A 13,794-nucleotide genomic window follows, 5' to 3' on the forward strand; every position below is an offset into this window, starting at 1 on the left:
GGTGTTTGACTAACTATGTCCGATACCGAGACCGTTAGCCCCGTCGAAAAACCGGCAGTTCCTGCGTCGCACGGCGGGCAGAACGACTTTTCGTCCGCGGACGCCAACAGCGATATCTTCTTCGCCGCGGTGAAGACCACGCGGATGCCGATGGTCGTCACCGACCCACACCGCGACGACAACCCGATCATCTTCTGCAACGAGGCGTTCTCGTTCATGAGCGGCTATTCGCAGGACGAGATCCTCGGCCGCAACTGCCGCTTCCTGCAAGGCCCCGAGACCGACCGCACCGCCGTCGCCGAAGTCCGCGCGGCGATCGAGAACCGCGAGGAAGTCGCGGTCGAGATCCTCAACTACCGCAAGAACGGCTCGACCTTCTGGAACGCGTTGTTCGTCTCGCCGGTGTTCGGCGAGGACGGTACGCTTAAATATTTCTTCGCCAGCCAGCTCGACATCTCGCGTCGGCGCGAGGCCGAGGAGGCGCTCCACGAAGCGCAGCGGATGGAGGCGGTTGGCAAGCTGACCGGCGGGATCGCGCACGACTTCAACAATCTGTTGCAGGTCATACAAGGCTATGCCGACATCCTCGACGCGCGGATCGATCCCGACGACAAGTCGGCACGCCGCGCGGTCGACGCGATCTCGACCTCGGCGACGCGCGCCGCGACGCTGACGCAGCAGCTGCTCGCGTTCGCGCGGAAACAGGAATTGCGCGATCGGTTGATGAACCTCAACCAGCTGATCGGCGACTTCCGTGTGATCCTCGAACGTAGCGTCGGCAGCGGCATCACGCTCAAGCGCGATCTGGCAGAGGATCTGTGGAACTGCCGGGTCGACCCGGTCCAAGCCGAGATGGCGTTGCTCAACATCATCGCCAACGCGCGCGACGCTACCGGCGGCGCCGGCAAGGTCACGATCGTGACGCGCAACGCGGTGCTGCCCGAGGATGCCAGCCTCGCCAAGCTCGAACCCGGCGAATATGTCGTGGTCAGCATCTGCGACGACGGCCCGGGCGTTGATCTGACGACCGCCGACAAGCTGTTCGAACCGTTCTACACCACCAAGGAAATGGGCAAGGGCGCCGGGCTCGGCCTAGCGATGGTGTACGGCTTCATGCGCCAGTCGGGCGGCCTTGCGACCGTCCGCAACGGCGCTGGCGGCGGCGCGGAATTCTCGCTGTATTTCCCGCGCGCCAGTGGTGCTGTCGAGCGCAAGCCTGCCGCTCCGCTCGCGCCGCGCACCGGTGGCGCCGAACGCGTGCTGATGGTCGAGGACCAGATCGAAGTCGGCGAACTCGGCCGGACGATTCTCGAGGATCTCGGCTATGAGGTCGTGCTGGTGAACAGCGCGCGCGGTGCCCTCGACACGCTGGCGGGCGATTCCGATTTCAAGCTGCTGTTCACCGATATCCTCATGCCCGGTGGGATGAACGGCGTCGCGCTCGCGCAGTCGGTGCGCCGCGATTATCCGCATACCGCGGTGCTGCTGACCACGGGGTTTGCCGACGAGGCGATCGACGAAGGCAGCCGGTCGTTCGAGCTGATCCGCAAGCCGTACCGCCGCAACGAACTGAACGAGCGGATCCGTCAGGTGCTCGACAAGCCCGGCGCCCGTACCTGACGTTGACGTACCGGAGGCTGGCCTAGCGCGGGCACGCTCGCTAAGGCTCGGCGCATGAGCGAGCTTCCCAAAACCTTCGACCCGGCCTCCATCGAATCGCGCTGGTATGCGCATTGGGAGGCGAGCGGCCAGTTCCGCCCCGACCGGCCGAACGCCGAGCCCTGGACGATCGTCAACCCGCCGCCCAACGTCACCGGCTCGCTGCACATCGGCCACGCGCTCGACAACACGTTGCAGGACATCCTCACGCGTCACGCCCGCCTGAAGGGCAAGGATGCGTTGTGGGTGGTCGGCACCGATCACGCCGGCATCGCAACGCAGATGGTGGTCGAGCGCCAGATGGGCGCGCTCGATCCCCCGCAGAAACGCACGGACATGTCGCGCGAGGAATTCGTCGCGAAGGTCTGGTCGTGGAAGGAAGAGAGCGGCGGCGAGATCACGCAGCAGCTCCGCCGTCTCGGCTGCTCGATGGACTGGGCGAACGAGCGCTTCACGATGGACGAGGGCTTCTCGAAGGCCGTCCTGAAAGTGTTCGTCGACCTCCACAAGCAGGGCCTGCTCTACCGTGACAAGCGCCTGGTGAACTGGGATCCGGGCCTGGGCACCGCGATTAGCGACCTCGAGGTCGAGACGCGCGAGATCAAGGGCAGCTTCTGGCACCTGCGCTATCCGCTCGAAGACGGATCGGGCTTCATCGAAGTCGCGACCACGCGGCCCGAGACGATGCTCGCCGACATGGCGGTGGCGGTGAATGGCGCGGACGAGCGCTACACCGCGCTGATCGGCAAGCAGGTGAAGCTGCCGATCACCGGCCGTCTGATCCCGATCATCGCCGACGACCATGCCGATCCGGAGCTCGGGTCGGGCGCGGTGAAGATCACCCCGGGGCACGACTTCAACGATTTCGAGGTCGGCAAGCGGGCAGGGATGGCCGCGGGGTCGATGCTCAACATGCTCGATGCGAAGGCGCGCGTCGTGCAGGTTTCCGACGGGTTGATCCCGGCCGAGCTGCTCGGTCTGACCACTGCCGAGGCGCGGAAAGCCGTCGTCGCGCGTCTGAAGGACGAAGGCTTCCTGATCGCGCATGTCGACAAGGACGGCGAAGAGCACGACGCCGAGCCGCGCACGATCCAGACGCCGTATGGCGACCGTTCGGGCGTGGTGATCGAGCCGTGGCTGACCGACCAATGGTATGTCGACGCGAAGACACTCGCGCAGCCCGCGATCGAGGCGGTGCGCGTCGGCGCGATCGATATCGTCCCTAAGACCTGGGAGAAGACGTTCTTCAACTGGATGGACAACATCCAGCCCTGGTGCGTGTCGCGTCAGCTTTGGTGGGGGCATCGCATTCCGGCGTGGTTCGGGCCGACGCTTGCAACCAACGACCCTGACACTTCCGACTTGACGGCAGCTATTTCGGATAGAGCGTTCGTCGCACTGGACGAAGAAGAACTGAAACAGCAGCTCGCGGAATACTATGGGCCAGATCGAGAATTCGTTTTTCTCGAGACGGAGGACGATTATCTCGATTGGGATACTGCACTTTCCAGCAACTTTGCCCTTGCCGAGCAAAACCGGGGAAAGGTGCCAATTTACCGCGACCCCGATGTGCTCGATACCTGGTTCTCCTCCGCCCTCTGGCCCTTCGCCACGCTCGGCTGGCCTGAGGAAGGTGCCGTTCCCTCTCCCTTCCGGGGAGAGGGCCAGGGTGAGGGGCAGCCAAGCAGCGCAACGCCCGGTACCACCCCTCACCCCGACCCTCTCCCCGCAGGGGAGAGGGAGCAGAAGCAGTTAGGCGGGCGCTACCCCAACGACGTCCTCATTTCCGGCTTCGACATCCTGTTCTTCTGGAACGCGCGGATGATGATGCAGGGGCTGCACTTCATGAAGGACGTGCCGTTCCGCACGCTCTACCTCCACGGACTCGTCCGTGCGGCGGACGGCGCGAAGATGTCGAAGTCGAAGGGCAACGTCGTCAACCCGCTCGGCCTGATCGACACCTACGGCGCCGACGCGCTGCGCTTCTTCATGGCGGCGATGGAAAGCCAGGGCCGCGACATCAAGATGGATGAGAAGCGCGTCGAGGGCTATCGCAACTTCGCCACCAAGCTGTGGAACGCAGCCCGGTTCGCGCAGGCCAATGGCATCGTCGCCAGCACGAATCTGGAGGCACCGCGCGCGGAACTGGCGGTCAACAAGTGGATCATCGCCGAGACGATCGCGACGGTCCAGACGGTCGACCTCGCGCTCGCCGACTACCGCTTCGACGGCGCCGCCAACGCGATCTACCAGTTCGCGTGGAGCCGCTTCTGCGACTGGTATCTCGAACTCATCAAGCCGCAGATGGTCGGCGACGAGCGCGGTGTCATCGACGATGAGTCTAAGGCCGTAGCAGGCTGGGTGCTCGACCAAATCCTGGTCCTGCTCCACCCGTTCATGCCGTTCATCACCGAGGAACTGTGGCACGCGATGGGCCCGCGCGATCACGACCTGATCGTCGCGAAATGGCCCATGGCGGACGCGCGCGCGCTCGATCCCGAGGCGAGCAAGGAAGTCGACTGGCTGATCCGCCTGGTTCAGGAAATCCGTACCGCGCGCAACGAACTGAACGTCCCGCCAGGCGCGCGCCTGCCGCTCCACGTCCGCGATGCGAATGCAGCAACCTTGGCGCGGCTCGAACGCCAGGCGCCGGCGCTCGCGCGTCTCGCCCGCGTCACGCATGCCGACGGCGAAGCCACCGGCGGCGCGGCGCAGGTCGTGGTCGACGAAGCAACGTTCGTCCTGCCTTTAGAAGGCGTCATCGACCTCGACTCCGAACGCGCCCGCCTGACCAAGGCGATCGCGGCGGCGGAGAAGGAGCGCGACGCGCTGTCGGGCCGCTTGGGCAACGCCAGCTTCGTCGAACGCGCCAAGCCCGAAGCGGTGGAGAAGGCGAAGGCCGACCACGCCGACAAGGCCGCCGAAGCCGCGCGATTGCAGGCGGCACTGGGACGCCTGGGGTGAACTAGCTCCCCTCCCGCTTGCGGGAGGGGTTGGGGGAGGGCGTGCCCCAAGAGGCCGGACGCCAGTACGTACGTCGCGCCCTCCCCTGACCCCTCCCGCAAGCGGGAGGGGAACAAGTGCTTGAAGACCTCGTCGCTCCTACCAAGGTCCGCCCCCAGGTTCCGCCGGGATGGCGAATCGGGGGGGCATGGGCGAGGGAGTCTTCGACCCTCAAATCAGCACCGCCGTTTCCCCCGCTTCCCCCCCCCCGGCGAAGGCCGGGGTCCAATCGGGTGACGTGGCTGACTGTGACAGCGCTGCGTTACTACGACCTTCGCAATTGGGCACCGGCCTTCGCCGGGGCGGCATAGTTATTCGGGGCAGGGGACCTACCGTCTTGTTCCGGAGTTCACTCCGCGGCTAGGCAGTCGACATGACAGAGCGCCTGACCGTTCGCCGGGGGTTGCCGGACCGGGTTCGGCCTAACGGAGAGACTGTGTGAGCGACCTTCCACCCGACGTCGAAACCACCGCCGTTTCCAAAGACCCATTTAGCACAAAGTCCGACCGCCCCCGCGGCAAGCCAGGCCAGCGCGATCTCACCACCGGCCACATCGGCCGCACGCTCCTAGCGTTCGCCCTCCCGACACTCGGCTCGAACATCCTCCAGTCGCTCAACGGCTCGATCAACGCGATCTGGGTCGGCCGCTACCTCGGCGAAGGCGCACTCGCGGCCACCTCGAACGCCAACATCATCATGTTCCTCACCTTCGGCGCGGTGTTCGGCTTCGGCATGGCAGCGACGATCCTGGTCGGCCAGAGCTTCGGCCGTCACGATCTGGAGGGCGCACGCCGCGCGTTCGGGTCCGCGGTCGGTCTGGTCCTCGGCGGCGCGATCGTGATCGCCGCGCTCGGCTGGGTGTTCGCGCCCGAGATCCTCCACCTGCTCGCCACCCCCGGCGACGCCATGCCGCTCGCGCTCGCGTATTTGCGGGTGATCTTCCTCGGGCTGCCCGCGTCGATGATGATGGTCCTCCTCATGATGGGCCTGCGCGGCACCGGCGATTCGATGACGCCGCTCTGGTTCATGCTGCTCAGCGCAATCCTCGACAGCGCCCTCAACCCGTTGCTGATCGCCGGTATCGGACCGTTCCCGCAGATGGGGATCGCCGGCTCGGCGATGGCGACGTTGGTCGCCAGCCACGTCTCGTTGCTCGGGTTGATCGCCTACATTTACAAGCGCGACCTGCCGCTGAGGCTGCGCGGCAACGAACTCCGCTACCTCATTCCAGAGCGCGCGCTGACCGGCACGATCGTGCGGAAAGGCCTGCCGATGGGCGCGCAGATGCTCGTCATGTCGACCGCCGGCCTCGCGATGGTCGGGCTGGTCAACCGGCTCGGCGTCGAGAGCGCGGCCGCATATGCCGTGTCGCAGCAGCTCTGGACTTATATACAGATGCCCGCGCTGGCGATCGGCGCCGCGGTCAGTTCGATGGCGGCGCAGAATATCGGCGCGGGCCGTTGGGACCGGGTGGGCGACATCACGAAGTACGGCCTGCTCTTCAACATCGCGCTGACCGGCGCGATGGTTGGCGTGGTGATCCTGTTCGATCGCCCGGTGATGACGTTGTTCATCGGCGCGGCCAGCCCCGCGCTGCCAATCGCACGGCATATCCAGTTGATCGCGAGCTGGAATTTCATCCTGTTCGGGATGACGATGGTGCTGTTCTCGACCGTCCGCGCGAACGGCGCGGTGATCGCGCCGCTGATCGCGCTGATCGTCGCGCTGTATCCGGTGCGGATCGGCTTCGCGCTGCTCGCCAAGCCGTGGCTCGGGGCGGATGCGTTGTGGTGGAGCTTCCCGCTGGGGTCGCTGGCGACGCTGGCGATTGCCGCGTGGTATTATCGCTACGGGAACTGGCGGAAGGGCGCGCTGGTGGTGCCTGACGACAGTGAGGAACAGGCGCACGGAATGAGTGAGCCAGGCGGGCGGTTGCAGCCTACGGGGTGAGGCCGAAATCTGGCCCCGCTAGATCAAAGCTACCTCCCCGGCGGAGGCCGGGGTCCAGTTGGAAAGGTTGCAATAACTAAGTGCCACGCTCGGTTCGCAACGTTCCCCAACTGGGCCCCGGCCTCCGCCGGGGAGGTTCACCTTTAGTCAGGCTTGAACTGCCTACCGCAGCCGTTTCACGAACGAACGCCCACCTTCGCGGCGCTCGTGCTGGAAGTTCGGGATAGTCTCGATCAGGTCCGACAATCGGTTGAACCCGTAGTTCCGCGCATCGAAGCTCGACCGGTTTCCCGCGAGCTGGCCGAGTTCGGCGACGCTGGCGTAACCCTTCTCGTCGCGCTTCACCGCATTGTACGCGTCGATCAGCAGCTTGATCACTTGCTCGTCGATCGGTTGAGCGGTCTTCGGCCGAGCGACCGGCGTCGGGGCAGCGGGCTTCTCGCCAGCCACCGGAGCAGGCGCTGGCGCGGGCATAGCCTGCGACGTCTCGTTCAGCGCCCCCACGTCGATGAACCGCGTGCAAGCCTGGCGGAACCCTTCGGGCGTGCGGCTGGTGCCGAAGCCGTAGACCGGTATCCCGTCCTGCCGGATACGCGTGGCAAGCGGCATGAAGTCGCTGTCCGACGACATGATGCCGAAGCCGTCGATGCGGCCGCGGAACAGCAGGTCCATCGCGTCGATCGTCATCTTCATGTCGGTCGCGTTCTTGCCCTTGGTCAGGTCGAACTGCTGCTGCGGCTCGATGCCGTGCTTGATCGACATGTCGCTCCACGCCTTCAGCGCAGGCTTCGACCAATTGCCATAGACCCGCCGGACGTTGACCGTGCCGAGCTCGGCAAGGACGGTCAGCACCGGGTCGAGGGTCGCCGCGGACGCATTGTCCGCGTCGATCAGGAGGGCGACGTTGCGCGTTGTGGTATCGATCATGCGTTAGAGGTTAGCCGCGCCCGCGCTGCGCGTCCACGCTCCAGACGCCGCCACCGGCCGCGGCGAGGTACAGGAAGACGAAGCAGTAGAGCACCGCCGCCTCGCCGCCATTGGCGATCGGGAAGGGGCCCTTCGGCATGTGCGCCATGAAATACGCGACCGCGGACATGCCCGACAGCACGAACGCGACAGGCCGCGTGAACAGGCCGACGATCAGTAAGCCACCGCCAACGACTTCGAGCACGCCGGCGACCGTCAGCAGCGGGTTCATCGGCATCGGGAAGGGGGGCAAGCCGAAGAATTTCGAGATGCCGTGACTGAAGAACACCAGCGCGACGACGATGCGCATGACGCTGAGCAGGCGGGTGGACCAGGTGGCGGGTATCGGCATGGGGTATCCTCGGAGTCGTTGCGTGAGCGAAATGTCCCACGGGCACGGGCGGAGGTCAATTCGCGTAAATCGAAACGGATCGTTCGCAGGCAACTCACGATCCTCCCCCGCCAGGGGGAGGTGGCACCGCAGGTGACGGAGGGGGAGGACACGGAACAGCGGTTTTCCCTTACCTCCCCCTCCGTCTGGCAAGCGCCAGCCACCTCCCCCTGGCAGGGGAGGATCGTAAATTACGGATACTCGATCGATGTTACCTCATATTCGCGCTCGCCTGCCGGCAGGTCCACGCGGCGCACATCGCCCATAGCAGCGCCGCGCAAGGCGCGTGCGAACGGCGAGTTCCAGCCGATCCGCCCGTTGCTCGCATCGGTCTCGTCGTCGCCGACCAACGTCAGCACACGCTCGACATCATCCTCGTCGGCGACCGTAACGCACGCGCCGAACCACACGCGCGAGCGATCTTCCTGCGCGGCGGGGTCGACGACCTTGGCCGCCTTCATCCGCTTCGACAGCCAGCCGAGCCGGCGATCGATCTCGCGCAGGCGCTTGCGGCCGTAAATGTAATCGCCGTTCTCGGACCGGTCGCCGTTGCCTGCCGCCCACGAGATGACTTCAACCAACGCCGGGCGCTCGGTCGACAGGAGTTGCTCGTATTCGGTACGAAGTACGGCGTAGCCGACAGGGGTTATGTAGTTGGGGCGATCCATGCGGGACACTTTAGCCTCAACCGTCACCCCAGCGAAAGCTGGGGTCTCCCGCGGCTCCAGTCCGACCGACAGCCGGGATACCCCAGCTTTCGCTGGGGTGACGGGAACAGCTCAACCCGGCCGGTTCTTCCCCAGATACCACGACAGCCGAGCCGCCCCCCGGCTCTTCGCCCGCGCGGGGTTCATCAGGTCGTACACCACCGCATTTTCCAGCACGCGCTGCACATAGTTGCGCGTTTCCTGGTACGGGATCGCCTCGACCCAATCGACCATGTCGACAGCCCCGGTCCGCGGATCGCCGTTCGCGCGGAGCCATTTGTTCACGTTGCCGCCGCCCGCATTATACGCCGCCACCGCCAGCGGATAACTGCCGTAATTGGCGTAGACCCGCTGGAAATAGCTCGAGCCCAGCATGATCGACATGTTCGGATCGGTCGTCAGCGCCGCCTGGTTGTACGCCAGCCCGATCTTCCCCGACTGCTCGCGCGCGGTCGCCGGCATCAGCTGCATCAGCCCGCGCGCACCGGCGTGGCTCACCGCGGCACGATCGAACTGGCTCTCCTGCCGCGAGATCGCGTGGATGATCGTCCAGTTGTCCTCATACCCCGCCGGCACCGCCACCATCGGGAAGCCGACCGCGGAATAATCGCTGAGCCCATTCGCCAGCGCACTCCGCCCGACCATCACGCCGAGGTCCGGCCGGTTGATCGTCTTGGACAGCTCGGCTGCGAGCAGGTGATCGGTATCGGTGGTCGCGTCCGCCGCGATCTGACGGACGAATGCGGTCTGGTCCTGCCAGTCGCCGATCTGCCCGAGGAACTTCACCGCGCGCACAACTTCGCGCCGATCGAACGCCGCGCGCGTCGCCGGATCGATCGCCACCGAAGCAACCGAAGGCGGCGCGACCAGCGCTCGTCCGGTCCGCTCGTTAGCCAACTGTCCGTAATATTGATCGCGGTACCCCGCCGCCTGCCCGTAGAACGCAGCCGCCTGAGGCGCGAGCCCAGCCGCCTCCGCCGCACGCCCCGCCCAGTAATAGCCCTTCGACCGCACCTGCGGCGAACGTGAGCCGCGCGCGTACCGGTCGAACAGCGTCATCGCATCCGCCGGCCGGCCAAGCTGCTTCATCGCCACCCGCCCGCCGAGCCAGGCGAGGTTGGTATATTCGTCACGCTCGGCATAGGATTTCGTCGAGACGTCCGCCCCGTAAGGATACGCATCGTCGATCTGCCGCGCGATATCGTAGGCGGTCTGATATTGCCCGTCGTTCGCCGCGCCGTTCGCGTTAGTGACGAGCACCTCGTACCATTCCGCCGCATTGCCCGGCCGCGCCACCAGCGACCGAGGCCGCGCCAGCCACGACCGCGCCGACGGGCTCGCCCCAGAATTGCGCAACCACTGCGCCCGGTCCGCGACATAGCCCGCATCGTTCGCATACAGCGTCTGCGTCGAGGCCGAGATATCCGACGCGTTCGGCGCATTCGTCCGGAACGCCAGCCGCGCCTCGAAGATCGGCCGCCGCGCCGGGCTCGTCCATGCCAGTTGCCGTTGCGCCGTGCCTGTCTGGCCCGCCCACAGCAGCGCATCCATCCGCGCATCCTGATCGTCCGGCGTCAGCGCACCCGGAAAGCCCGACAGCACCATCGCCTCGTCTGTCGGCGTCAGCCCGCTGCTCCGCCACGCCGTCCGCACCGCCGCATACGCCTGATCGCGCGCACCCGTCGCCATCAACGCCCGCGCGTAACCGACCCCGCCCGACGCCGACTGCGGCGGATAGCGACGGAAAAACGCGACGACGCTCGTTGGCGATCCGGTGGCCGCCTTGCGCTCGGCTGCCCGCCGGTTCGCGGCTTCGTTCGGCCAGCCCGGATGCGCCATCAGGAAGCCGGCATAGCTGTCGAACGGCAACGCATCGGTCTGCTGTAACGCGCGCCACTGCGCGATGGTCGAGGCGATCGCGCCGTCGCTCATCGTCGGGTTCGCGACCGGCTGAGCCTGTGGCCCCATATTGGCGAGCTGCGTGCTGTAGCGATCCAGCGTCTGCTCGCCGCCCTGGCCCAACACGCCGGACGAAACCGCCGTCCCCGCGACCACGGCTAGAAGAAGGCTCGTTTTGAACATCGATGCTACCATGTGGACAGCATACGCATCGAACCCGTATCTGTCCTGAACGAAATCCAGATATGTACCAAGATCTGGCGCAATAGGACCGCAGGCCACCGCATGTTTTCAGGATCCATTCCCGCGCTCGTCACGCCGTTCGCCGCCGATGGCAGCTTCGACGAACCCGCCTATCGCGACTTCATCGAATGGCAGATCGTCGAGGGCTCGTCGGGTTTGGTCGCGTGCGGCACCACCGGCGAGGCGGCGACCTTGTCGTACGACGAACATTTCCACGTGGTCCGCGTCTGCGTCGACCAGGCGAAGGGCCGCGTCCCCGTGATCGCTGGCGCGGGCTCGAACGATACGCGCGTCGCGTCGGCAAACCTGCGCGCGGCGAAGGACGCCGGCGCCGACGCCGCGTTGATGGTCCCGCCGTATTATAACCGGCCCGGGCAGGAGGGCATCTTTCGCCATTTCGAAGCGCTGGCGCAGACGACGCCGCTGCCGATCATCCTCTACAACGTCCCCGCGCGCACGGTGACGGATATCCAGCCGGCGACGCTGGCGCGGATCGTCACGGCGTTCCCGGACATGTTCGTCGGCGTGAAGGATGCCAGCGGCGTCCTCGCCCGCGTCTCGCAGCACCGCGCGTCATGCGGCGCGGATTTCTGCCAGCTTTCGGGCAATGACGACCTTGCGCTGGCGTTCAACGTGATGGGCGGCACCGGCTGCATCTCGGTCAGCGCCAACGTCGCACCGAAGCTCTGCGCGGAATTCCAGGCGGCGTGCCAGGCGGGCGATTTCGTCAAGGCGCTGGCGTATCAGGATCAACTCTATCCGCTGCACGAGGCGCTGTTCACCGACGCCTCGCCGGGGCCGGTGAAGTACGCGATGACCAAAGTGCGGGCCGGCTTCCCGGAAACCCTTCGCCTGCCGATGACCCCCGCCGGCGAAGCCTCGCGCGCGGCGGTTGATGCGGCGCTCGCACACGCCCGGCTGGTCTGAAGCCTGCTGCTACAAGGCGAGGTCGACGGGCCGGGTCGCCGCATGGTTGCCGTCGAAGGCGAACGCGGCGTTGGGCCCACCGCGCTCGACCCAGTGCAGAAACAGGTGCGCGGACCACGCATTGGGATTGGGCGTGATCCGGCCGTGCCGACGGTGCACGCCTTGGTACAGGACGCCATCGCCGGGCTCCATGCTGACCGAGGCGAACCCCGCCGAACCGAAATCTTCCTCGACCACGGGTTTCGGCACGGCGATGTGGTCGGTGCCGATTTCCAGATCCCACGCCACGCCGTCGCTGTAATCCAGCGTCAGCGACAGGCTGTGCTCGCACGACGGCCGATCGCTGTGCACGCGACAGATATCGCCTTCCTGGTAGATCCGGAAATAGCTGTACGCCGGCAGCAGGTCGCGCCCGATCGCATTCGCGACGAACGGCGTCAGGCCCCACAGCAGCCCCAGCATCGGCGGATAATGGAACCCGTAGACCTCGATCGCGTCGCGCCGCAGCAACGCCGAGCCGTTTTTCTGCGCGGTTAGCGGCGTGCCCCGAGCCTCCATGTCGGTGATGAGTTGGCGGAGGAAGGCGTTGGCGACCGACGGCGCGATCAAGCGCGGAACGGCGGCATAGCCGTCTTGGTCGTAGCGTTCGGTGACGTTCATGGCATGAGCTAACCCAATGGTTGGGGGGCGGCAATCATGTGCTTTTGGTTGCAGAACGAGTTGCGACGCAGTCGACGCCGCCCCGGCGAACGCGAACCTCGTTTGAACCAACCACAACAGTCTCCCCTCCCTGGAAGGGAGGGGCAGGGGGTGGGTAGGCCAGCTTGAGCCGCCACGGTTCGGATATGCGGAAGCCGACCCACCCCCAACCCCTCCCTTCCAGGGAGGGGCAGAGAAGAGGAGGGGGCAGTTAATAACGACCACGACCGCTTCCCCTAAGCCCTCCGACCTCCTACATCGCGCGTCCCATGGCACGTCCCAAACCCCCGACCTTCGAGAAGACCAAGATCGTCGCCGAGAACCGGCGCGCGCGGTACGACTATTACATCGAGCAGGTGTTCGAGGCGGGTATCGCGCTCACCGGCACCGAGGTGAAGGCGTTGCGCGGCGGCGAGGGCTCGATCGCCGAGGCCTATGCCGAGGTGAAGGGCAAGAACGTCGTTCTGGTGAATTCGAACATCCCCGAATTCAGCCACGGCAACCGTTTCAACCACGAGCCCAAGCGCCCCCGCAAACTGCTGCTCCACGAGCGCGAGATCAACAAGATGTTCGGTGCGGTCGCGCGCCAGGGCATGACGCTCGTGCCACTGATGATCTACTTCAATTCGAAGGGCCGCGCGAAGATCGAACTGGCGCTCGCCAAGGGCAAGCAGAACCACGACAAGCGCGACTCGGTGAAGGAACAGGACTGGAAGCGCGAGCAGGGCCGGATCATGCGGGATCGCGGATAACCGACGTGGCGCCGGTGTCGATGACCCTATCGTCTTGAGCATATTCGGGCGTCTCGCGGCGTGGTCGCGTCGTAATCTGCCGACCCGCGAATCGATGGAGCGGAACCGCTTGCTGCGGCCCGTCGCGCACCGCGTGCTCGCGCCCGAACTGTGGCGTTTCACGCGCCGCTCTGTCCCGCGTGGCGTCGCGCTCGGAATGGTCGCGGGTATCCTGATCCCGGTCGCGCAAACCCCGGTCGCCGCGATCTTCGCGCTGCCGTTTCGCGCCAACGTGCCGACCGCGGCGCTGACCACTTTCATCACCAACCCGCTGACCACGCCGCCGCTCTGGATCGCCGCCTATTGGATTGGCACGTCTCTGCTCCGCCTCGACGCGCACGTCCCCGGCCAGCCCGTCGCAGATGCTGCGGCGCGCACCGAATGGATCCCGTGGCTGATGCAGGCTGGCCCCGCCACCGCGCTCGGCCTGCTGGTCATAACGGTCGTGTGTTCGATCGGCGGCTATGCGCTCAGTGCGCTTGGCTGGCGGTTGTGGATCGCGCGCAAGTGGCGGCACCGGCATGATAATCGCCACGGTCATATTTCGTAACATTTGACA

Annotated in this window: 11 protein-coding genes; 6 read left to right on the forward strand and 5 right to left on the reverse strand. The window is 65.9% G+C overall.

Annotated elements, in window-relative coordinates:
* The first annotated feature begins 15 nt into the window (after positions 1-15).
* The 3 genes from C8J43_RS08965 to C8J43_RS08975 all read left to right on the forward strand — a co-directional run bounded on the left by C8J43_RS08965 (position 16) and on the right by C8J43_RS08975 (position 6,612).
* Complete coding sequence (locus tag C8J43_RS08965; RefSeq protein ID WP_133030562.1) at positions 16-1,620, forward strand: histidine kinase famiy protein; 1,605 nt, start codon at positions 16-18, stop codon at positions 1,618-1,620.
* A gap of 54 nt (positions 1,621-1,674) precedes the next feature.
* On the forward strand, positions 1,675-4,623 hold the full coding sequence (locus tag C8J43_RS08970) for a valine--tRNA ligase (protein WP_133030563.1): 2,949 nt from the start codon (positions 1,675-1,677) through the stop codon (positions 4,621-4,623).
* A 591-nt stretch (positions 4,624-5,214) separates the two neighbouring features.
* Positions 5,215-6,612: an MATE family efflux transporter gene (locus C8J43_RS08975; RefSeq protein ID WP_243645507.1), complete on the forward strand. Its 1,398-nt coding sequence runs from the start codon at positions 5,215-5,217 to the stop codon at positions 6,610-6,612.
* Between the two features lie 162 nt (positions 6,613-6,774).
* Here the strand turns inward: C8J43_RS08975 and C8J43_RS08980 are convergent, their stop codons facing one another.
* From C8J43_RS08980 to C8J43_RS08995, 4 genes are all read right to left on the reverse strand, one after another.
* Positions 6,775-7,539 (reverse strand): NYN domain-containing protein, encoded by a 765-nt coding sequence (locus C8J43_RS08980; RefSeq protein ID WP_133030565.1) that lies wholly within the window; start codon positions 7,537-7,539, stop codon positions 6,775-6,777.
* A 10-nt stretch (positions 7,540-7,549) separates the two neighbouring features.
* Positions 7,550-7,930 carry a DoxX family protein gene (locus C8J43_RS08985; RefSeq protein ID WP_133030566.1) on the reverse strand — a complete coding sequence of 127 codons (381 nt, stop codon included), beginning with the start codon at positions 7,928-7,930 and terminating at the stop codon, positions 7,550-7,552.
* A gap of 230 nt (positions 7,931-8,160) precedes the next feature.
* Positions 8,161-8,637 (reverse strand): transcription elongation factor GreB, encoded by a 477-nt coding sequence (gene greB, locus C8J43_RS08990; RefSeq protein ID WP_133030567.1) that lies wholly within the window; start codon positions 8,635-8,637, stop codon positions 8,161-8,163.
* 111 nt (positions 8,638-8,748) lie between these two features.
* On the reverse strand, positions 8,749-10,770 hold the full coding sequence (locus C8J43_RS08995; RefSeq protein WP_133030568.1) for a lytic transglycosylase domain-containing protein: 2,022 nt from the start codon (positions 10,768-10,770) through the stop codon (positions 8,749-8,751).
* Positions 10,771-10,860: 90 nt separating this feature from the next.
* Between C8J43_RS08995 and dapA the strand changes: the two genes are divergently transcribed.
* Positions 10,861-11,745: a 4-hydroxy-tetrahydrodipicolinate synthase gene (dapA, locus tag C8J43_RS09000; protein WP_133030569.1), complete on the forward strand. Its 885-nt coding sequence runs from the start codon at positions 10,861-10,863 to the stop codon at positions 11,743-11,745.
* Positions 11,746-11,754: 9 nt separating this feature from the next.
* Here the strand turns inward: dapA and C8J43_RS09005 are convergent, their stop codons facing one another.
* Positions 11,755-12,405: a hypothetical protein gene (locus tag C8J43_RS09005; RefSeq protein WP_133030570.1), complete on the reverse strand. Its 651-nt coding sequence runs from the start codon at positions 12,403-12,405 to the stop codon at positions 11,755-11,757.
* 308 nt (positions 12,406-12,713) lie between these two features.
* Between C8J43_RS09005 and smpB the strand changes: the two genes are divergently transcribed.
* Both smpB and C8J43_RS09015 read left to right on the forward strand, forming a co-directional pair.
* Positions 12,714-13,196 (forward strand): SsrA-binding protein SmpB, encoded by a 483-nt coding sequence (gene smpB / locus C8J43_RS09010; protein ID WP_055879372.1) that lies wholly within the window; start codon positions 12,714-12,716, stop codon positions 13,194-13,196.
* 94 nt (positions 13,197-13,290) lie between these two features.
* On the forward strand, positions 13,291-13,785 hold the full coding sequence (locus tag C8J43_RS09015; RefSeq protein ID WP_133030826.1) for a DUF2062 domain-containing protein: 495 nt from the start codon (positions 13,291-13,293) through the stop codon (positions 13,783-13,785).
* The last annotated feature ends 9 nt before the right edge of the window (positions 13,786-13,794 follow it).

This window comes from Sphingomonas sp. PP-CE-1G-424 (assembly GCF_004341085.1).
In the GTDB taxonomy this organism is placed as follows: Bacteria; Pseudomonadota; Alphaproteobacteria; order Sphingomonadales; family Sphingomonadaceae; genus Sphingomonas.

Bases quoted from the DNA above. Each gene is read 5' to 3' on its own strand.
- C8J43_RS08995 (WP_133030568.1), bottom strand. From the start codon at position 10,770: ATGGTAGCATCGATGTTCAAAACGAGCCTTCTTCTAGCCGTGGTCGCG.
- dapA (WP_133030569.1), top strand. From the start codon at position 10,861: ATGTTTTCAGGATCCATTCCCGCGCTCGTCACGCCGTTCGCCGCCGAT.
- smpB (WP_055879372.1), top strand. From the start codon at position 12,714: ATGGCACGTCCCAAACCCCCGACCTTCGAGAAGACCAAGATCGTCGCC.
- C8J43_RS09015 (WP_133030826.1), top strand. From the start codon at position 13,291: ATGGAGCGGAACCGCTTGCTGCGGCCCGTCGCGCACCGCGTGCTCGCG.
- greB (WP_133030567.1), bottom strand. From the start codon at position 8,637: ATGGATCGCCCCAACTACATAACCCCTGTCGGCTACGCCGTACTTCGT.
- C8J43_RS08965 (WP_133030562.1), top strand. From the start codon at position 16: ATGTCCGATACCGAGACCGTTAGCCCCGTCGAAAAACCGGCAGTTCCT.
- C8J43_RS09005 (WP_133030570.1), bottom strand. From the start codon at position 12,405: ATGAACGTCACCGAACGCTACGACCAAGACGGCTATGCCGCCGTTCCG.
- C8J43_RS08980 (WP_133030565.1), bottom strand. From the start codon at position 7,539: ATGATCGATACCACAACGCGCAACGTCGCCCTCCTGATCGACGCGGAC.
- C8J43_RS08985 (WP_133030566.1), bottom strand. From the start codon at position 7,930: ATGCCGATACCCGCCACCTGGTCCACCCGCCTGCTCAGCGTCATGCGC.
- C8J43_RS08970 (WP_133030563.1), top strand. From the start codon at position 1,675: ATGAGCGAGCTTCCCAAAACCTTCGACCCGGCCTCCATCGAATCGCGC.